Raw genomic sequence first — 20,705 nt, 5'->3', positions numbered from 1 at the left:
GATATGGATCCCTCGGAGAAAACGTTTGAACGCTTGCTGGGTTGCCTGGCGGATGACCGGATGGATCGGTCGCCGTCACCGGAGTGCCCCGGCGAGGTCCTGGTGGCCACCTATATGGACGGTGGATTGTCCGCATCGGACCTGTCGTGGATGGTGGCCCACTTGGCCGACTGTCCGCATTGCAGGCAGCTGGTGGCGCTGCAAGTTGGGGCGTCCGGGCAATCTATGGTTCGCAGCCAGGCGGCGCAAAAAGAGTGGATACAATCCGCCCCTGCCGGCAATAGCGACACCCTCGGCGGCTTCGAGGCGGAACTGGCGGCCGTGGAGGCCTCCCTGGGCATAAAGCCGAAGGCGGCACCTGCCGATCCGCGGCCCCACGTGCTCATTGTGGACGACAATGTGCTCTACCTCAGCGCCCTTACCGATACCTTGGCGATGGAGTTTCATGTCACCGCCTGCGGCAGTGGGCGTGAAGCGCTTCGGCGCATTGACGAAAATATCCGCACCATTGTTTTGGATATCAAGATGGCCGACCTCAACGGGCTGGATGTGGCCGACCGTTTGAGGGCCGCGGGACATTCAGCTCCCATCATCTTCAACACGGGTTATCCCGGTGATTTTGTGCGCGAAGACATCGAAAGCCGTTACCGGCCCTTCGGCTATGTGACCAAGGACGATCCGGACCGGCTGCTGGACTGCGTGCGTCGTGCGGCGGGTTTCCCATCGCGTTTGCCGGCCTGAACGGGGATGCACGCGTGACACGGGCAGCACCCACCCCGGAGGGCGATAACGCCGCAAAACCCATGCCCTTGCAAGTGTCGGCGCTGAACACCGTCTGGATCATCCGCTATTTGCAGGAGCATCATCCAGAGATCGATCTGCCGGCCATGCTCGCGGCCGTGAACAAACCGATACCGTTCTCTGTGGTCAACCTGCGAACCCAACAGTGCGAGCCAGTGGCCATCGAGCATTTGGTCGATGGGCGCTATTGGTTCTCCAACCGCTTCATGATGGCCTTCTACAAGGCGATCAAAACCCGTATTCCCGAACCCCGACTGGGGTACACCATCGGCCGCATCGCGCACCAATCCCACCCGGTTCGTCGATCCGCTTTCTTCTTGGCCCCCTTGGTCGGGCCCCGGCAACTGCTCAAACGCATTGTCAAGGAATCCAACAAGTTCAACCGAACCAAAGATATTCTGCTGCTGGAGAACCGGAAGACCCGTACGGTGATTCGGCTGGTGCATTATGTGGGCATCATGGTCGACGATTTCGCCATGGATTGGCATGCGGGCGTGTTTCATGCCTATGCCGCCCTGACCGGTGCCCGCGATGTGGAGATCCGGTGGGAAGGTCGGGATCCCGATTTGAAAACCGTCGATTTTGAAATCCGCTACCGGAACCCGTGGCTGCCGCAGCGATTGTTGCGGGCCTTTGTGTTCAATCTTCCCGCTGTTAAAGAGGCGCTGCAAAAGGCAGAAGAGATTCAGGAGGAACATCGCCGCACCATCTTGAACCAGGAGAACATCATCAAGGCGCGCACCGAACGGATCGAAGCCATGCAGCAGCAATTGCTGGCCCAGGAGCGCATGATGACGGAAACCTACATTGCCGGAGGCATGGCCCATGAAATTCGCAACACCCTGGGGGCGGCGCAGTTGCGGCTGCGGCAGGCGGCCGTGGCGGTGGATCAAAATGCCGGCGATCCTTCCCTGGCCCGTTTGTTGGCCTTCATCACACGGGCCGACGCAACAGCGCCGGACGACCAGCGGGCGGCTGTGCAAGCCATTCGCGTTTTGCATGAGAACCGTCAGCGGATCCACGGCGCTTTGGCACAGATCGACCGGGCCGTTCAACGGGGGCTGGCCATTGCCAATCGGGTGATGGATTATGCCACGCTCAGCGTTGAGGACGGTGGCCGAAGTGCCGATGTGAGTCACATCGCAACGGATTTGGCGGGCATTTACGGGGAAGAATGGGCGCGGCAAGGCATCGCCCTGGACCTGGCGCTCAGCGACGGGGCCGAGGTGCGCGGGGCGCCGGAGCGCATTCATTCGGTGCTGCAGAATTTGCTGCTCAATGCCCGGGACGCGATTGTGGAAACCGGTCGCGATCGAGGCCGCATCCGCTTGCGTGTCGAACGCGCAGGCCCTGAAACGGTGATCGAAGTGGCGGACGATGGCGTGGGAATCGATGCCGATTTGCTGGAGCGGATCTTTGAGCCCTTTTTTTCAACCAAACCCCACAGGGGCATGGGCTTGGGGTTGAGTGCCTGTCGCAAAATCGTCGCCGGTTGCGGTGGCCGGATGGAAGTCCAAAGCGATGCCGGTGGAGGCGCGACCTTTCGGCTCCTGTTTCCGTCCGCGGCAGTGCGCGATCCGCAGTCCGGGTGACGCCATGGACTTTGATGTTCAGTCGGCGACGATGCCCGCACAGATATCGGGACTGAACACCCTATGGGTGATCCGTTACTTGAGGCAACACCATCCTGATATCGATTTGGCGGCCATGATGGCCGAGATCAACCGGGGCGGCCCTTTTCTGTTGCACAATCTGCAAACAGGTGCACTGGAACCCGTTTCCCTGCAACACCTCGCGGACGCGCGCTATTGGTTTTCCAATCGTTTCATGATGGTCTTTTACAAAGCCATCGAGACGCGCATCCCGGAACCCCGACCGGGGTACACCATTGGCCGGCTGGCGCATTTGGCGCACCCCATCCGGCGTGCGGCGATCATCGCCCCGCTGATCGGCACCCAACATCTGCTGAAAACAATCGTCAGAGAGTCCCGGAAGTTCAACCGTACCAAAGACACCTATCTGCTCCACAGCAGCCGGGTGCGGACCGTCATACGCTTGGTGCACCACGAGGGTATTCAAATGGTCGATTTCGGGATGGATTGGCACGCGGGCGTGTTTCACGCTTATGCCGTGCTGGCCGGGGCCACCGAAATCGATGTCCAATGGCAGAAGAGGGATGCGCACTTCAAAGTGGTCGATTTTGAATTGCACCATCGCTATCCGGCGTTTTGGCAGCGGATGTACCGCGCCCTGGTATTCAATATTCCCGCAGTGCGAAATGCAATAACAAAGGCCGAAGAGATCCAGGAGGAGCACCGGCGGACCATTTTGAACCAGGAGCGCATCATCCAATCCCGGACCGAACGGATCGAAGCCATGCAACAGCAATTGCTGGCCCGGGAGCGCATGATGACGGAAGGTTTCATCGCCGGGGGCATGGCTCATGAGATTCGCAACACCTTGGGGGCGGCGCAACTGCGGTTGCGGCAGGTGGAGCGGTTGACGCAAGACGTGGGCGATGAAAACCCCATGGGGCAACTGCTGGACTGTTTTCGGTGCGCATATGGCCTCTCACTGGATGAACGCAAGGTGGCGGTGCAAACCTTGCGCGGGCTTTACGAGACCCGCAGGGGCGTTCGGGGTTCCCTGAAATCGATCGATCAGGCGGTGCAACGCGGATTGAATGTTGCCGATCGGTTAATGGACTATGCCATGTTGCAACAATCCGGGATCCGCACCATTTGCGATCCGGGCAAGATTGTCAGGGAGCTGGTCGATATTTATGGAACGACCTGGGGCCGACAAGGTATCGCTTTTCAATTGGATATCGCCGACGGGGTGTTTGTCCCGGCGCAGCCGGGGCAGATCCATTCGGTGCTGCAGAATCTTATGTTGAATGCACGGGATGCGATCCATGCAACGGGCCGCGGCCGCGGCGAGATACGAATACGGGTGGCCCGCCAAGGCAGCGAGGCACTGATCGAGGTGGGCGACGATGGGGTGGGCATTGCGCAAGAGGATTGCGAAAAGGTGTTTCAACCGTTTTATTCCACCAAACCACATGCCGGCATGGGGTTGGGCTTGAGTGCATGTCGAAAGATGGTCGTCGCCTGCGGGGGTCGCATCGCGGCTATGGGCGCGAATGGCCAAGGTGCGCTTCTCCGGGTGGTATTGCCCATTCGGGCCGCGAAGACTGAAAATTCGGATACCGCGGCACCACCGGCTACGAACGAGCCGCCGTTCACGCCATTGGTGTGATCCAACCGCATGCCAACCGCAGGAGCGTTTTATGGACTTGATCGCAAGAATTCCCGAAGCCGCCATCGAACTGAGCACCGCCATTGCGGAAATGGAGAACTACACGGAAATCGCCTTGGTGATCGAGCAAACCCTGCGCCGCTTCATCCCCGTGGATTGGGTCGGGTTTTACAGCGCTTCAATGCAGGGCGCCGCGACATCGGTGACCACCAACCCCCACCTGCCTTTCAATTGGGATGAGAAGTATCAGGAGATTGCACATCTGGACAGTTTCCGGCAGCGCAATCTGCTCAATGAAGCCGGGCATGTCATCCGCTCCCATGAATTCAGGGACTCTTCCGACGAAATCGAAAACTACTGCCGCGATTTTGCGCTGCGTTACGCGGACACGGCCCATGTCATGAGCCTGAACACCGTCAAGGACGACCAGCGGCTTGTGGCCATCAACCTGAACCGCTGCGAACCGCGCAAGCATTTTACAACCGAAGAAAAATGCTTCTATGAAGGATTGGCCCCCGTCTTGATCATGGCCTCGAAGCAGGTTCTTCTCCACCAGGACAATGCCCTGCAACGTGTCACTTATGAAAAGCTGATGGGCGCAAAGAACCGCTTCGCCGTGGTGTTGGACCAGCGCCTGGCGGTCTTGGACATACTGCCGGGCACACGCGCCTTTTTCAAACGGGCCTTTGGTGCTCGGACGGCGGCACCGCTGCCCGAACCGATTTGGCAGTGGGTGGTCAATTGCGTTGCTGCAAGCTGGCGGCCGGGCCACTTGGCCGGCCCATGGACCTATGCCTTGCCTTCACCCATGGGGCGGGTCGTTTGCGAAGCGTGTGTGATCCAGGGCCCCTTGGCCACACCGGTGCTGTTGCTTTGCTTCGCCGTCGAGGCGCCTTCGGAGAACTTTTCGATCCTCACCAAGGCCGGGCTGACCGAGCGGGAGATCCAGGTGCTGTCTTTTCTGCCGTTGGGATACACCAACCGCCATATCGCCATGGCCATGGCCATCAGCGTGGACGGGGTCAAGAAGCATCTGAAACAGCTCTCCCGAAAGCTGCAGGCGGCCGGACGGGCCGAGATTCTTTACCGGGCAATGTCCCTTAAGCAGCGCTTGTCAATTTTCCAGGGTTGAAAGGGGAAATGTCCAGCCGAAGTCATTCCAAACCAATGTTTTTGCTTGACTTCTTACTGTCTGCCCTTTAAGGACGAATACAAGTACCTTTCTCCTGTTTACCTGCACCACCATCGATCGATCCGAAGCCTTCCGGGGTGCGCGGCGCTCGTCGACATCGGCCTCAAGACACACGAGCCCCATGCGCCCATGTTGCAAACGAAAAAGGGGGGCTATGCTGAAATGAACCCTGCTGTGCGCGATTATCGTTATGTATTGAACGCGGCGGATTGCGACTTGGTGCTCCCTGGTATGCTTCGACCGGTGCCGCCTCGGGAAGCGTTGGCCGAATGCTTCAAAAAAGGTGCCACCATCGTATGGGATCAAGATGCAACCGAGAAGGCCAGGGCAACAGTGAAGGCACGATTAGGCGAACTGTCGGCAAGGTAGTCCGAGGGTATTCTGGATATTAGAGGAGATGCAGGCTTCCAGTCCGAACGGGATGGGGAAGCCTCCGGCAATAGATTCGATACGGCTTTTGCCCGCTTCTCATCTTTCTTGGGCTTTGTGCATAACCACATTTCATTTAGAGGGCTGACGCAAATAGAGAAACCCCATCCGCCCCAAAAACCGCCTTCGCCATTCGCGCACATTGAATGGACGGAACCGCTGCCGGGGTGCGCCTTTGTCCACACACCGCACCTGTTTTTCCGCGTTGACATCCCACTTGCATCGTAGTATCTAAAAGATACTATCCAATATAAAGGATGTTCGATGGCCCAATCCTATCTCCATTTTTGCCCGGTGGCCCGCAGTCTCGAAAAGATCGGCGACAAGTGGGCCTTGCTCATCATTCGTGACCTGTTGCATGGCCCGCAGCGGTTCACCGACCTGCTCCACTACCTGAACAACATTACCCCCAAATGGCTCACGCGGCGTTTGCGGGATTTGGAAGCCGCCGGCATTGTCGCGCGCGACAAACAATCCGGGCGGCGCGAAGTGTGGTACCAGCTGACCGCCGCGGGTCGCGAACTCGGGCCCGTTATCGAGGCGCTCATGGATTGGGGTTTCCGCTGGGCCATGCGGCCGCCGCAGCCCGGGGAGGTGGTCCATCCCGACCAAATGATGCGTGGGCTGACCTATGCGCTCAACAAAAAGGGGCGCCGGTTGCCCTGCGATACCCGTTGGGCCGTGCGATTCCCTTCGGCAACCTATCTGCTTTGCTACGATGAAGGGCGGTGGTTCAGCCGGCGACAGGATGACACTGCCGTTGGTGCCGCCGTCACGGTCACGACAACCCTTGAAAACTGGGCGACCATCTTCTCATCGCCTCGAAGCGAGCGCAGCCGCCTTGCGCGATCCCTGCGGATCGAAGGCGACCGGGAAGAGATCGATGTGTTCAAAAACATCTTCGGTATTCGGCAATAGGGCGCAGACGGCCCAAGGGCGGCCGGTTCACCATCAAGGAGGGCGATCATGACATGGAAGAAAACCGCTTGTGTATTGTGCGCCAATCGGTGCGGGCTGGAAGTCCGGGTGGAAGACAATCGCATCGCCAAGGTGCGCGGCGACAAGGATAGCCCGTTCAGTGAGGGTTATATCTGCCGCAAAGGTTTGAACGTCGCCTATCATCAGCACAACAAGGACCGGGTGCTGTATCCCCTGAAGAAAGTGAAGGACCGCTTCGAGCGGATCTCCTGGGACCGGGCGATCGGCGAAATCGCGGAAAAGCTGAAGGCCATCCGTGATCAACACGGCCCGCGTGCACTGGCATCCCTGGTCGGCGGTGGTGAATTCAGTTTCTTGAGTATGCCCTTTCCCATCCGGCTGATGCGTCGATTGGGTTCCCGCTGGAACTACTCCGCCGCCAACCAGGAGTTTGCCGGCCGGTACTGGGCCCACGGGCTGACCTTCGGCAATCAGAACATCCAGATGGAATCCGATTTCGAAAATTGCGATGTGCTGATGCTGATCGGCAAAAATCCCATGATGAGCCACCATTTTCAGCAGGCCCGGCGACGATTGACACGCATGTCCAAGGATCCGGATCGGCTGCTGGTCGTTGTGGACCCGCGGGATTCGGAAACCGCCCGGATCGCCGATGTCCACCTGGCGATCCGCCCCGGTACCGATGCCCTTCTGATCAAAGCCATGATCGCCATCTTGCTCGATCAAGGTTTGTACAACAAGGCCTATGGTGAGCGGCATGCGGACGGTCTGGACGATATCCTGCCGTGGTTTGCCGATTTCGACGTGAAAGCCGCATTGAAGCTTTGTGGCCTCGAATATCAGACGGTGGTGGAGGTCTGCAAAGCGCTCGCCACGCGGCGGTCGAGTGTATTGGACGACCTCGGCATCCTGATGAACCGGCACAGTGCCCTGGTCTCCTATTTGATCGTCGTGCTGCTGACCCTTTGCGGGCGTATCGGCGTGCCCGGCGGCAATTACTTGCTCGGCGGCGGACCCGGGCGGGACCCCAGGGATCCGAAGGTGTGGCGCACACTGAAGACGGATATCCCCGCCATCAACGGCATGTTCCCACCCAATGTCCTGCCGGAAGAAATCATGCATGACCATCCCGAACGCCTGCGGGCCGTGCTCTGCTATGCCACCAACCCCTTGCGCTCCTATGCCGACACGACGGCCTACGAAAAGGCCTTCCAAACCCTGGATCTACTGGTGGTGGCCGACATCGTCATGAGCGAAACGGCCGCCCTGGCCCACTATGTGCTTCCCTGCAAGACCGGTTTCGAGTGCTGGGACGGATTCCCCGGCCAGGGGTTTTCCGACATCCACGCCCGCATGACGGCGCCGGTGGTGGCGCCGGAGGGCGAGCAAAAGGAAAACGGCGAGATCTACACCCTGCTGGCCGACGCGATGGGCATCATTCCCCCGATTCCCGATACATTGTACGATGCGGCCAAAAGCGGCAACCTGATGGGCTACGGCCGGGAATTGATGGCTTACCTGACCGCCACGCCCGAAGCCGGAAAAGTGCTGAACTTCGTCATTGCCAAAACACTCGGTCCTGCCATGGGGTCGGTGCACCTGGCCGGCGTGCTGCCCGCATTCATGCAGCTTTCCAAAGCCGGCCGCGAGGCGGCGGCAAAGGCGGGATTTCCCGAGGGGCCGCAACAGGGCCTGTCGATCTGTCAGGCGGTCATGGATCATCCCGAAGGGGTGTTGATCGGGATACGCGATCCGGAAAAGAATCTGGCGGCCAACCTTTCGACCCCGAATAAAAGAATTCGACTCCACAACCCGGAAGTGGCGGATTGGATCAAAACCGTCAATCCCACCGACGAAGCGCGGTGGCTCATGCCCGACAATCGCTTTCCCCTGATTCTGATGGCCGGCAGGCACATGGACATGAACGCCAACACCGGCATGCGGGATCCCGACTGGAACAAGGGAAAAAGGGCTTGCACTTTGGCCATACACCCTTCGGATGCGGCGGCACTGGGCATCTCCGACCAGCAGATGGTGAAAGTGATCACCGAAGCAGGGGAGGAGATCATCGAGGCCGAAGTGACGACCGATGCCGCCGAGGGCCAAGTGATCCTGCCGCACGGTTTCGGCCTGGTCCATGACGGGACGGTTTATGGCGTCAACGTCAATCGATTGACCAAGAACACCCATCGGGACTTTGTCGGCACCCCCATGCATCGTTACGTCCCCTGCCGGGTGGAGGCCGTCGCGTCGGCAATGTAATTTTTTCCCATTCACGAGAATCAAACAACGAGAAACAGGTGTCATCGTTCAACTTGACAATCATCCGTCGATGACCTTTACTTGAACCAGTTTTCGCAATCTTTTTCACCGACGACACAAAGGAGAACCTTATGAAGGCACGTGTGACCAAGCAATGTATGGGCGATCGCAACTGCAACAATCTGTGTCCCGAAGTGTTCGCGTACGATGAAGATCAACTGCTGTCCGTGGTCAAGTTCGACGTGATACCGGAGAAGTACGAGGCGCTGGTGCGCCAGGCGGCGGAAGAGTGCGGCGCCGATGCCATCGAGATCGAAGAGTAGGCCAAGGAGCCGCCATGGCAAAATTTCGTGACAGCCGAACCGCCCGTAATCTGATGCTCTCCTTTGCCGGCGAGTCCCAAGCCCGCAACCGGTACACCTACTTTGCGCGGCACGCCTTTGAAGAGGGATTTGTTCAGATCGCCACCATTTTCGACGAGACCGCCGATCAGGAGTGCGAGCACGCCCTGCGATTTTTCAAGTTTTTCAACGGCGGCGAGCTGGAAATCACCGGCGCCTTTCCCTCGGGGGTCATCCGGGGCACCTATGACAACCTCCTGGCCGCCGCCGAGGGGGAGCGTTTCGAACACAGTGAACTCTACCCCGGATTCGCCCGGACGGCGCGGGAGGAAGGGTTCGAACGGGCCGCCGACACCTGGGAGGCCATCTGTGTTTCCGAAAAGCAGCATGAAAAGCGGTACCGCGAACTGGCCGCCAACCTGATCGCGGAGCGCACCTTTGCCCGCGAAGCGGCCACCGTATGGCGCTGCCGCAATTGCGGGTACCTGCACGAAGGGACCGAGGCCCCGTCCAAGTGCCCGGCTTGCGTCATGCCCCAAGGGTATTTCGAACTCCTGGCGGAAAACTGGTAGCGGCGCGGGTTGCGGCCGTTTGCCGCAACCGTCGATTTCCACTTAATAATCAAAGACACCGCAGGGGGGGCGGCAGATGATTGAATCGGCCCTCCTCCGGTGTTTTCTATCAATGTCGCCGCCGGCCCCTTTCTTCATCCTTTGCGCAGCGTGCCCCCCCGGTTCGGTTGCCGCCACGTTTTCGTAGTTCCTGCCTTGCCGGTCGAAGCCCGTTGCGCACTTCCAGCTAATAGCAGGTTTTGAACCTCATTGTGACACCATTCGTCCCACATTGCACCAACCCCGGTTCATATCGATCTTAATGACAAATCAAACGTGATAAGCCTGTTGGCATTCAGATATGAACGAGGAGGTCCCATGATGAACGAAAACGATACAATCTTCGCAATGACAACGGACGAGGCGGGTAACCAATACTTTTGTCCCCACACCGCGGACACCGATAACCGGTCCGCTGCGCCGCCATTACATGAAGAGTGCGTGGAGGCATCCATCGTCGGGCGCTACGCCGGGAATTTAAATATACGGGGGTAAGGGTAACCCTATTTCTAAATAAAGGAGTGTCACAATGACCGTATCCATACGATGTTTTGCAGGACTGGCAAAAGAGACAGGCTGTGACCACCAACAGGAGACACACCTGGATGAAGCTCCGGACGCAACGGTTGAAAGCGTAATGGCATCGACCGGTATTTCGCCTTCGGGGGTCCATATGATATTTCTAAATGGTAGGCGCGCCGCAATGGCGGATCGGGTGCACAACGGAGACCGATTGGCCTTTGTGCCGCCGGTGGGAGGGATGTGAACGAAACGGTTTGGCGATGGAGACATTAGGACGCCGTGCCGCTTGAAAGGAGTGACGGGAAGACGAAATGAAGAATACAAATCGGCACTTGATTTGGTGCATGGCGTGTTTTGTATCGGTGATGGTTGTATTGACGGGGTGCACATGGCAAGCGGCAGAATCGGAAACGCCTGCAAATCGAATGGCTTGGGATGATTTGGATTTCAGTGCTCGCAGGGCCCACATGCAAACCGTTGTTGTGCCTCTGGCTTCCGAAATCTTCGGGGCATGGCGGCCGGCACGCTTCAATGACGTCGATTGCAGTTTGTGCCACGGTTCCGAGTACATGGCCGAAATATTCCACATGCCCACAGCCTACCTTCCCAGGTTGAGCGGAAAGTTGCTGCTGGGGCCGGAATTGCAGAATCACCCCGACACCACCCGGCTGAAGCTCGATCGACTGGTTCCGCAAATGGCCGCCGCATTGGACAAAAAAACCTTCAGCATCATCACCCGTAGAGGGTTCGGATGCTATTCTTGCCACTTGGGGCCATCGGGTCCCGCGTTCGGCAATTAGCGATTTTGCGCCGGAAAGTGAAGACCATATCGTTTCACAAAGAATCCCGATCTTTTGTATGCGGAAAGCACCTTCAGAACATGCAGATTCATGCTGGCGGTATAACCATTGTTGACGATCCAAGATATTCGTACGCGTACTCAGCCCCGAAGGGGCGGTTATCGTACGCGTACTCGAATAGGTGCAAAAGGCGCAAAATGTTCCACCATGCAAGACTGGATGTATACCGTGTCAGTAAAACTTTTTTTGTTCCTATCGTCTCAATGCCGGTAAAGATGTCATCGACACTGATGCAGGTTTGCGAGAGTATCGAGTACGAGGACGAGGACGAGAACGAGTACAAGAACGAATAATATGGTTGAGCCGATAAGAATATATCTGAAGTGCTCTGGCGTCCGGTGAAACCGCCGTCAGGCCAAAACAGGAAATCAGGAAGCTTTAAACCAACCGAAAAAAGTGGCGCGCCCGGCAGGGCTCGAACCTGCGGCCTACGGATTCGAAGTCCGGCGCTCTATCCAACTGAGCTACGGGCGCGTGGGTGAAAACGACAAGACCATTGCGGCCAGTGTGGCGCGACAATGGTCTTTTCTGTTTGGAATGGGGTGAGTGATGGGACTTGAACCCACGACCACTTGGGCCACAACCAAGCGCTCTACCAACTGAGCTACACCCACCATAAAGAACCCTCTAATAACAAAAACCGGAAGGGGGTGCAAGATAAATATTAGCCCTTGTCGGCCCCTCCGGTGTGCTCCGGCCGACGGTCGGAGTTGCGGCTCAGTGCATCGTAGCGCCGGTGATGGCCATTATTCTCATATTTCAGGTTGGTTGACCACGATTATGCCGCCTGTATAGGTGCAGGTGGCGGGGAGGTTGGCCTTTCAGCAACTCGCCCTCCCATCGACGATTCAGCGATATGACTGAGCGTCGGAAGTTGCCAGGATTATTGCTCGTTTCGTGGTTTCGCCTTTGTTCAAGGCTTGCGGGATGGGCTCGGCAATGGTAGTATTGATATCAATGACGGCAGCACTGGTACCGCCCGGTCTTGACGCTGCAGGTGATACACGGCGTGGGCGACCAAGGGCATCTGTTTGTCATTTAATCCTGTTTTACAAACGCATCCTTCTTGGTTGTCGGCGCGACTTTTTTGCGGTTCGCATTGCTCGAGTAGTAACCAGAAGTGGAACTTTTCCCAATGTCGCGGTCTTGGCAGTGGGGCACCACCCAAAGCCATTTTCTGGTCCGCCTTATGGTCAGCCGCTGTCAAGTGTCGCAAATGGGTCGTTTGAGGCCCGTGACCGCGAGGGTGGCAATAGCGGGATCACGAAATTGGCGGAATTTCAATTTCCATGCCTGTAAAAGGCATTCAAGTGCTGTGCCGTCAATGCGTTACAGTTCATCTGGATTGGGATGGATGCACCGGTATTCGGATGTGTATGCGCAATGAACGGTTGAACGGTTGACGGGATCTTGGACCTGTGCGGGAAGGAAATCGGTTTCGCGTCTGCGCTAAATAGTTGCCGGAAACTTTTGTCGAGGGAAGGCTGAGCAAAATGGAGTATCGATTCATTGCGCCTGAAAAGCACCACGATATAGTAGAGGACTTCAAGGAAGCCCAAATGCAATATCGTCGAGTGATTGATGAAATGCCGGATGGGTATACGGAATTCGATCTTGCAGGAAATATTACTTTTGCCAACCAGGCGACCCTAACCATGACCCGCCGCTCACGAGAAGAGCTTGTAGGGATGAATTATAAGGAATTCCTGGACCAAACCACAATTAGGCACGTCTATCGTGCCTACAACAGGGTTTACACTTCCAGATTGCCGTTGAAGAATTTCACGCATGACATTTTGCTCAAAAATGGTGAGAAGAGAATCGTAGAGTGTTCCATTTCGCCAAAGGTGGAAAAAGGCCGTGTCGTTGGATTTCGTGGCATATGGAGTGATATAACAGATCGGAAAAAAAGAGAAAAAGCGCTGACGGACCATAGGTCTCGCTTGGAGGCGATTTTGGGGAGTGTAGAGGAGGGGATCATAGCCGTTGATGTTCATGGCAACCTCATCGATGTTAACAACGAAACGATGCGACTTTGCTCGATTTTTTCGGAAGTATGCACCGGAACACCCTTTTCGCAGTCGATGGTTTCTTGCAGCAAGTCCTGTCAAGCCGTGTTGAAGGCAACATTGTCGAGTAAGTCCACGATGAAAGAGTGCCCGGTTTATTGCCACCGATACGATAGGCCGGAGCAAGTCGTTCATGTAACCGGTTCTCCCCTTTTGGGGCTGAATGATGAATTCATGGGGGCCGTGCTGGTCTTGCGGGATATGACCAAGCTGGTTGGCCGCGAAACAGAATTGAACGCCAAGCATCGCTTTCAGGATATCATTGGAAAAAGTAAAAAAATGCAAGAAATCTACGACCTTTTGGCAAAATTAACCGACCTGGAGACCACTGTCCTGATCAGCGGGGAAAGCGGTACAGGAAAAGAACTTGTAGCAAAAGCGCTTCACTACGGCGGCAAAAGGTCTTGTGAACCATTTGTTGCCGTAAATTGTTCGGCACTTTCAGAAAGTTTGCTTGAAAGTGAGCTTTTTGGTCATGTTAAAGGCGCATATACGGGCGCCTTCAAGAACAGGCAAGGGCGATTCCAAGCTGCAAACAATGGTAGCATCTTGATGGATGAAATCGGCGATGTCACGCCTCTCATTCAACTAAAGCTACTGCGTGTTCTACAGGAAAAGGCCTATGAGCGTGTTGGAGAGTCTCTTTCGAGAAATGTCGATGTGCGTGTGATTGCCTCCACGAACAAGGATTTGAAGGAGCAGGTACGGAATGGCAGGTTTCGAGAGGATCTTTATTTTCGACTAAAGGTCGTTGAGGTTGTCTTGCCGCCTTTGCGCGAACGTTCAGAGGACTTGCCGCTGCTGGTGGAGCATTTCTGCCGCTTGTTCAATCGAAAGTATAACAAAACCATCAAGGGTGTCGCGAACGGGGTTCTCCCCATACTTATGGGTTATCCTTGGCCGGGCAATGTCAGGGAGTTGGAACATGCAATAGAGCACGCCTTTGTGCTGTCCAACGGAAATTTTTTAACCCTGGATCAATTCCCAAGCGAAATAAGGGAGCATGAGCGAACCGACCAGCACACCTTTGCCGACGGCCAAAGAAAATCCCCTGTGCCCGCTCAGGAGATATTGGCGGCATTGAAGATGACGGATGGGAACAAGTCCAAGGCCGCGCGGCTGCTCGGCATCAACCGAAGAACCATTTATCGCAGAATCAACGGCGTCCTGTCGTCCGAAACCTATTGAATGATGAATGTGACATGTCACACTCTTTCAGGGCACTATTGTGACATGTCACACCCGGTACCCTTCCCCGGTCCCCTCCTTTCTCAAATGTGCGTCTGAGCTACTCGTTTGCATTGAATGTGTTTTTTGCATTTCTTCCGATAATTCCCAGCCTGGTCCTGGTTTTGCATCAACCAAGGCGCATCGATGCGTGCTGCGGTCTTCCCTTTCCTGTCTCCCATACCGTTTCGCTCAATCGTGGGTGATGCGCTATGCCCATCTTGAATTCGCCCACTGAACCCGTAACGCTCATTTGAAAAGGAGGGGCTCTTCATGAGAAAATCGTTCAACCGATCTTTTCCTCGCGGTAAATGCGGAATCCGTTTCTCTGTTCTGTTTCTCGGGTTGGTATTGATCATCGCAAGCGGGTGCAGCTCTTCATCAGACCCTGATCCGCCATCGGGTGGGCCGACCTTGAGCGGTGTCTTTTTGGACAGTCCTGTGCAGGGGCTTTCCTATTCCACCAGGGGCTATGAAGGTGTTACGGATGAAGATGGCACTTTCCGGTACTTCAAGAATGGTGATGCGGTTACCTTTTCCATTGGCGATTTTGTCATCGGCACCGCTTCGGCGCAAGAAGTGGTCACCCCCGTCGACATCGTAGAGGGGGCAGTCGATTCGACCAATCTTCAAGTCACCAATATCGTGCGCCTGCTGCAAACCTTGGATGCCGACGGCGACCTTAACAACGGGATGCAGATTACCGAAGACATCGCGGGTATTGTTTCAGCGGCGGGCCAAATCGATTTCAACCAATCATCGGAAAACTTTACGAACGATCCCATTGTCATGGATCTGCTTGCCGACCTCAACGCGGCAAATGTTTTTCTCGATGCCAATCCAATCCCCCGGTCCTTGAAGACCGCGACCCAAGCGCTGGATCACCTCGAGGCTTCTCGCAGCGACAGGGTGGTTGTTGAAACCTCATATGGAATGCTGCGTGGCTACGGTGCCACCGATGACACCTGGCAGTGGCTGGGGGTTCCTTACGCACAACCGCCTGTGGGCGATTTGCGCTGGCGGCCGCCGCAACCTCCCGCGCCGTGGGAGGGCGTTCGCGAAGCCACCGCCTGGGGCAATCAGGCGCCCTCTCCGCCCACCTGGGTGGTGTACGGTGAGGGCGGCATGAGTGAAGATTGTTTATACTTGAACATCACGGCCCCCCGGGATGCCGAGAATCTGCCTGTTATGGTTTGGTTGCACGGCGGCGGTTTCCGTGTCCTCACCGGCAACACAAAATTATACAACAACCCCGATTCCCTTCCCACCAAGGGGGTCGTTCTGGTTACGGTCAACCATCGACTGGGCCCTTTCGGCTATCTTGCCCATCCAGCGCTTTCCGAAGAATCGGGCTATAGCGGATCGGGCAATTACGGCCAGATGGATTTGGTCGCGGCCCTTGAGTGGGTCCAGGCCAACATCGAGGCTTTCGGTGGGAACCCTGGCAATGTGACGATTTTCGGTCAATCCGGCGGCGGTGGCAAGGTGCACTTTTTGCTGGCGAGCCCTCTTGCGACCGGGCTTTTTCACAAGGCCATCGTCCAAAGCAGCCGGTACACCTGCCCGACCCAACAAATCACTCTTGAGCAAGCTGAAGCCTATGGTGCGTCTCTGTCGGCCGCACTTGGTGTCGACGACGCGGATGATGTCCTTGCCGCAATGCGGTCCAGAAGTTGGGTGGAAATCGAAGCGGTCTCAAGAAGCGTGCCGGGTTGGGCGGAACTGATGCCGAACGTGGATGGTTGGTATTTGCCGGATACTTTGCGCAACATTTTCGAGGCGGGTTTGCAAAATGATGTGCCGGTGCTGGAAGGTATCACCCAGGCGGACAATCCTCATAACCTCGAAGTGTTCCCCCGTGAATTGCCGTGGATGGCGGACAACTTCGAGTCGGATGTATTTGCCTTCGTGTTCAGCCGTGTTACCGACGCCGCCGCCGAACAGGGGTTTTTGACGCCCCATAGTGGCGAGCTGCCCTATGTCTTCAACAGATCGATTCCGATCATCGGCCATGATCCGTCGATGCCCATCGAGTGGACCGATGCGGATGAGCAAATCGCAGATACAATGATGACCATGTGGACCAATTTTGCCCGCACCGGAAACCCCGGGATTCCGGGCGAGGTTGATTGGCAGCCGCTGACGAGTGCCGCTGAAGAATTTCTGGAAATCGCCCAGGATGGTACCATCGCGATGAGAAACGGCCTGATGGAAGGGTTTGCGCTCACGGGTGTCTTTGCCAACAGCCCCGTGTCGGGGTTGAGCTATAGTACACCGCGTCTGGTGGCGGCACGGACGGATGCTTCCGGGACGTTCCGCTATATGCCTGGCGAAGCGGTCACCTTTTTGGTTGGTGGTGTCCCGCTGGGCACTGCCCCCGGCGTCGACGAGATAACACCCGTGGATCTTGTTCCCTCGGGTGACATATCCGATCAGGAGGTGATCAATATCGCCCGCCTGCTTCAAACTTTGGATGCCGATGGGGACAACAACAATGGCATTCAAATCCCGTCGGCCATCCATGACGTTGTGGCATCCGAGGCAAGAGCCATTGTCTTCAACCAGGCTGCTGCTGCGTTTGCAACCGATCCAAACGTCACGGAGCTGTTGTCCGACCTCAACGATGCGGAGGTGTTTACGGACGCCAATCCCAGGGCTCGCACATTGAAACCGGCCGTTGAGGCACGGGATCAGTTGGTTGCGAGCCTGAGTGACAGAATCACGATTGAGACGACCCAAGGTGCGCTGAGGGGCTATGGCCCGAACGCGAATACTTGGCAATGGCTGGGTATTCCTTACGCGCAGCCGCCCGTGGGCGATCTGCGCTGGAGACCGCCGCAACCATTGGCACCTTGGACGGGCGTGCGCGAAGCAACGGCTTGGGGCAACCAGGCGCCGCAAAACCCGGCGTTGCGGACCTACTTGGACGGCCGAGGCGCAATCAGCGAAGATTGTCTGCATCTGAATATTACGGCGCCGAGAGGTGCTTCCGATTTGCCGGTGATGGTGTGGTTCCACGGGGGTGCCTTCACCATTTTGACAGCCAACACCCCACTTTATAACAACCCGGCAGGCATTACCGACAAAGATGTTGTGCTGGTTTCCGTCAACCACCGTCTGGGCGCACTCGGATACCTGGCCCATCCCTGGCTCGCAGCGGAGACGGTGTATGAAGGCTCCGGGAATTACGGCCAAATGGACCTGATTGTGGCCCTTGAGTGGATTCAGGAAAACATCGCCATGTTTGGTGGTGACCCGGACAATGTCACCATTTTCGGTCAGTCCGGCGGCGGCGGCAAGGTTGTTTCCTTGATGATGTCGCCCATGGCGCAGGGGCTTTTCCATAAAGCGATCTCCATGGCCGGGCAATACGTGCCGGATCCTGTTTCGACGCCCGAATCGGTGAAAGCCAATTCCGAAGCCCTCGGAGAAATGCTCTTCGGGCTGTTGGGTGTTGCATCCATCGAGGAGGCCCGTGCATTGCCTTGGACGGCCATTATACAGGCGGAAATTGCGAACGATATCGATCGGGGTGTTTACCGGCCCACCGTCGATGATCACTACGCCTCCAAAACAAGTTATGATTCCATTGTGGATGGCTTGCCATCCGACGTGCCGTTCATGTCGGGTTGTACGAGCGAAGACAATGCGCACCTGATTGATGGTTTAATTGCATCCATGCCTTTCCGCGCCGATCATGTTGCGGAAAATCAGTATGTTTACAAGTTCAGCCGTGGAGCGCTTCCGATTGTGCATGGTGCCGAACTCCAATACCTCTTCAATTACCCATCGCATCTTTACACACCGGGTCAGGACGAGTGGTGGACCGCGGAAGATCGGGAGGTTGCGGAGGCAACCATGGACATGTGGTCCAATTTCGCCAAGACGGGCGATCCCAGCCTTGCGGAGTTCGAATGGCCGCCGTATACGACAGCAAATGACACCTATGTGCGGATTGACGCACCGCTCGAGGTGAGAACGGGTCTTGCCGAAGCATGGGATTAAGTGTTTTGTGTCTATATAGGCTTGCACCCAATTGTGAATCGACAACCCTGTAAGTCTCGCGTTCAAGTCCATCCCGCCCTGGGCCAGGGGCTCCCTGCATGACCGGGAACCCCTGGCCCAAATTCACAACAGCGCCATTGCTTCTCGATCCGGGATTCTCGCAGCGCCAACTTGACACCCTTCCGGGTTTGCCCGTATGGATGAAGTGTGGTCGCCGGTGGTGTTTGGTGCGCCGGTGCCGATCTTTCCGCCAACCCTGCGAGGTGCCCCCATGACGCCCGACAATCACAGCAATTTGTATGACATCCTCAACGCCATGGAGGATGGGATTTATATCACCCGTGAGGATCACACGGTGGAGTTCATGAACGACGCCATGGTCCGGCAGTTCGGGCCGGGTTTGGGCAAGCCGTGTTACCAGGTGGTCAACCAGAGCGAGGTGATGTGTCCCTGGTGCCGGGCCAAGGAGGTGTTCGAGGATGGGATGGGGGTTCATTCGGAGGTTTATATTCCGCGGCAGAACAAGACCTACCGGATCATCGAGGTGCCCATCAAGAATCTGGACGGCTCCATTTCCAAGCTTAACATTTACCGGGACATCACCCGGCGCAAGGACCAGGAGTTGCAGTTGCGGGCCACGGAGCAGGACTACCGGCGGCTGTTCGAGCATGTGGCCGCGGGGGTGTACACCAGTTCCAAGGAGGGGCGCTTTCTCAATGCCAACCACGCTTTGCTGGAGATGCTGGGATACAGCGACAAGGATGAGTTTCTGAACATGTCCATCCAGCGGGATCTGTATGTGCGGCCCGAGGATCGGATCGCCTTTCAGCAGATGATCGAGGACGACGGCCACGTGGTCAACTATCCGGTGGAGTTCAAGCGCAAGGACGGCTCCACCATCCCGGTGCTCTTGACCGCGCACACACGGACCAATCCGGCCGGACAGGTGGTCGGCTACGAAGGCATCTGCGTCGATCAGACCCAGATCGTGCGCATGCAGCGCAAGATCGAGGAAGGGCGGGATTTTCTCAACAACATCATTCAAAGTTCCCCCAACGCCATCATCGGCGCGGACATGCAGGGCCGGGTGATCATCTGGAACAAGGGCGCCGAGGAGACCTTGGGGTACACCGCCGATGAGCTGATGGGCGAGGATGTGCGCCAACTGTACAGCGAAGGCATGGCCTACGAGTTGATGCGCATGATGCGCAGTCCGGAGTATGGCGGCAAGGGCAAACTGCGTGGCTACCCTTTGACCTTCATGCACAAGGACGGCCGTGCGGTGGAGGGCACCATGTCGGCCTCCATCATCTATGATAAGGACGGCGGCGAGACGGCCTCGGTGGGCTTTTTCGTCGATCTGGGCGAACGGCTGGCCATGGAGCGCCAGTTGAGCCGCACCCAGGAGCAGTTGCTGCAATCGGAGAAGCTGGCCGCCATGGGCCGCTTGACCTCCCAGCTGGCCCATGAGCTGAACAACCCCCTGTACGGTATCATGAACACGCTGGAGCTGATGAAGACCGAAATCCGGCCCGACAACAAGCGCCGCCGCCTGCTGGACATGGCGCTGTCCGAGACGGTGCGGCTGGCGGACATGCTGCGCAAGATGCTCTCCTTTTCCAAGCCGGATCAGGAAGAGCGCAGGCCGGTGGACATCAACACCATCGTGGACGAGATCATGCTGCTGCACGAGAAGCAGCTGCGCGAGGTGGATATCAAGTTGCAGGTGTCTTTGGGCGAAGGATTGCGGCCGGTGTCGGCCTCCAAGAACCAGTTGCGGCAGGTGATGCTCAATATGGTCTCCAATGCCAAGGATGCCATGCCCCAGGGCGGGCGCCTGACGGTGACCACCAGCGGCAACGGCGGCCACGTGCGGGTGGAGATCGGCGATACCGGCAGCGGCATCCGCCCCGAACACCTGGACAAAATCTTCGATACCTTTTTCACCACCAAGACCGAAAGCGCTCGCGGGGTCGGCCTGGGACTGTCGGTCTGCTATGGCTTTGTCAAGGATCACGGCGGCGACATCCAGGTGGAGAGCAAGGTGGGTGTCGGCACCACCTTCAAAATCATCCTGCCGGTGGTGCAGGGAGATGTGGAACTGCCCAAGACCGCCGACAACGCCCCCACCGCTTGATAGCCTACGGCATATGAAACGGTATTCCATGAACCCGCCGAAGAGAACCGCG

13 protein-coding genes and 2 tRNA genes are annotated in these 20,705 nt (G+C 57.0%); 13 read left to right on the top strand and 2 right to left on the bottom strand.

Going from position 1 to position 20,705, the window contains the following annotated elements:
- Positions 1-3: 3 nt before the first annotated feature.
- The 10 genes from MRX98_RS06500 (at position 4) to MRX98_RS22245 (ending at position 10,599) form a co-directional block, all read left to right on the top strand.
- Positions 4-741 carry a response regulator gene (locus MRX98_RS06500; RefSeq protein ID WP_246904082.1) on the top strand — a complete coding sequence of 246 codons (738 nt, stop codon included), beginning with the start codon at positions 4-6 and terminating at the stop codon, positions 739-741.
- Positions 742-755: 14 nt separating this feature from the next.
- The gene (locus MRX98_RS22160; RefSeq protein WP_246904081.1) at positions 756-2,393 is read left to right on the top strand and encodes a sensor histidine kinase; all 1,638 of its coding nucleotides are present in this window, start codon (positions 756-758) and stop codon (positions 2,391-2,393) included.
- Between the two features lie 4 nt (positions 2,394-2,397).
- Positions 2,398-4,059: a sensor histidine kinase gene (locus tag MRX98_RS06490; RefSeq protein WP_246904080.1), complete on the top strand. Its 1,662-nt coding sequence runs from the start codon at positions 2,398-2,400 to the stop codon at positions 4,057-4,059.
- A 31-nt stretch (positions 4,060-4,090) separates the two neighbouring features.
- The gene (locus MRX98_RS06485) at positions 4,091-5,191 is read left to right on the top strand and encodes a helix-turn-helix transcriptional regulator (protein ID WP_246904079.1); all 1,101 of its coding nucleotides are present in this window, start codon (positions 4,091-4,093) and stop codon (positions 5,189-5,191) included.
- Between the two features lie 189 nt (positions 5,192-5,380).
- Complete coding sequence (locus MRX98_RS06480; protein WP_246904078.1) at positions 5,381-5,620, top strand: hypothetical protein; 240 nt, start codon at positions 5,381-5,383, stop codon at positions 5,618-5,620.
- 324 nt (positions 5,621-5,944) lie between these two features.
- Entirely contained in the window at positions 5,945-6,598 is a 654-nt protein-coding gene (locus tag MRX98_RS06475) for a winged helix-turn-helix transcriptional regulator (RefSeq protein ID WP_246904077.1), read from the top strand.
- Between the two features lie 48 nt (positions 6,599-6,646).
- Positions 6,647-8,881 (top strand): molybdopterin-containing oxidoreductase family protein, encoded by a 2,235-nt coding sequence (locus MRX98_RS06470; protein WP_246904076.1) that lies wholly within the window; start codon positions 6,647-6,649, stop codon positions 8,879-8,881.
- Positions 8,882-9,012: 131 nt separating this feature from the next.
- Positions 9,013-9,204 (top strand): ferredoxin, encoded by a 192-nt coding sequence (locus MRX98_RS06465; RefSeq protein ID WP_246904074.1) that lies wholly within the window; start codon positions 9,013-9,015, stop codon positions 9,202-9,204.
- 14 nt (positions 9,205-9,218) lie between these two features.
- Positions 9,219-9,794, top strand: a complete 576-nt coding sequence (gene rbr / locus MRX98_RS06460) for a rubrerythrin (RefSeq protein ID WP_246904072.1) — start codon at positions 9,219-9,221, stop codon at positions 9,792-9,794.
- 568 nt (positions 9,795-10,362) lie between these two features.
- Positions 10,363-10,599: a MoaD/ThiS family protein gene (locus tag MRX98_RS22245; protein WP_425523869.1), complete on the top strand. Its 237-nt coding sequence runs from the start codon at positions 10,363-10,365 to the stop codon at positions 10,597-10,599.
- Positions 10,600-11,612: 1,013 nt separating this feature from the next.
- On the opposite strand, the gene MRX98_RS06455 is transcribed toward MRX98_RS22245, so the two are convergent.
- Together MRX98_RS06455 and MRX98_RS06450 are read right to left on the bottom strand one after the other, a co-directional pair.
- Positions 11,613-11,689: transfer RNA gene (locus tag MRX98_RS06455), tRNA-Arg, on the bottom strand.
- A gap of 64 nt (positions 11,690-11,753) precedes the next feature.
- Positions 11,754-11,829 (bottom strand) — tRNA-His (locus MRX98_RS06450).
- An 879-nt stretch (positions 11,830-12,708) separates the two neighbouring features.
- Here MRX98_RS06450 and MRX98_RS06445 point away from each other — a divergent pair.
- From MRX98_RS06445 to MRX98_RS06435, 3 genes are all read left to right on the top strand, one after another.
- A complete protein-coding gene (locus MRX98_RS06445) occupies positions 12,709-14,472 on the top strand; it encodes a sigma 54-interacting transcriptional regulator (protein ID WP_246904070.1) in 1,764 nt (587 codons plus the stop codon).
- Between the two features lie 312 nt (positions 14,473-14,784).
- The gene (locus MRX98_RS06440) at positions 14,785-18,516 is read left to right on the top strand and encodes a carboxylesterase/lipase family protein (RefSeq protein WP_246904067.1); all 3,732 of its coding nucleotides are present in this window, start codon (positions 14,785-14,787) and stop codon (positions 18,514-18,516) included.
- A 271-nt stretch (positions 18,517-18,787) separates the two neighbouring features.
- Complete coding sequence (locus MRX98_RS06435) at positions 18,788-20,653, top strand: PAS domain-containing sensor histidine kinase (protein WP_246904066.1); 1,866 nt, start codon at positions 18,788-18,790, stop codon at positions 20,651-20,653.
- Positions 20,654-20,705: the final 52 nt, after the last annotated feature.

Origin of the sequence: Desulfatitalea alkaliphila (assembly GCF_022968795.1) — a bacterium.
Lineage (GTDB): Bacteria > Desulfobacterota > Desulfobacteria > Desulfobacterales > Desulfosarcinaceae > Desulfatitalea > Desulfatitalea alkaliphila.
The sequence above is the reverse complement of the archived record's forward strand: the minus strand, read 5'-3'. Positions and strand labels throughout refer to the sequence as shown.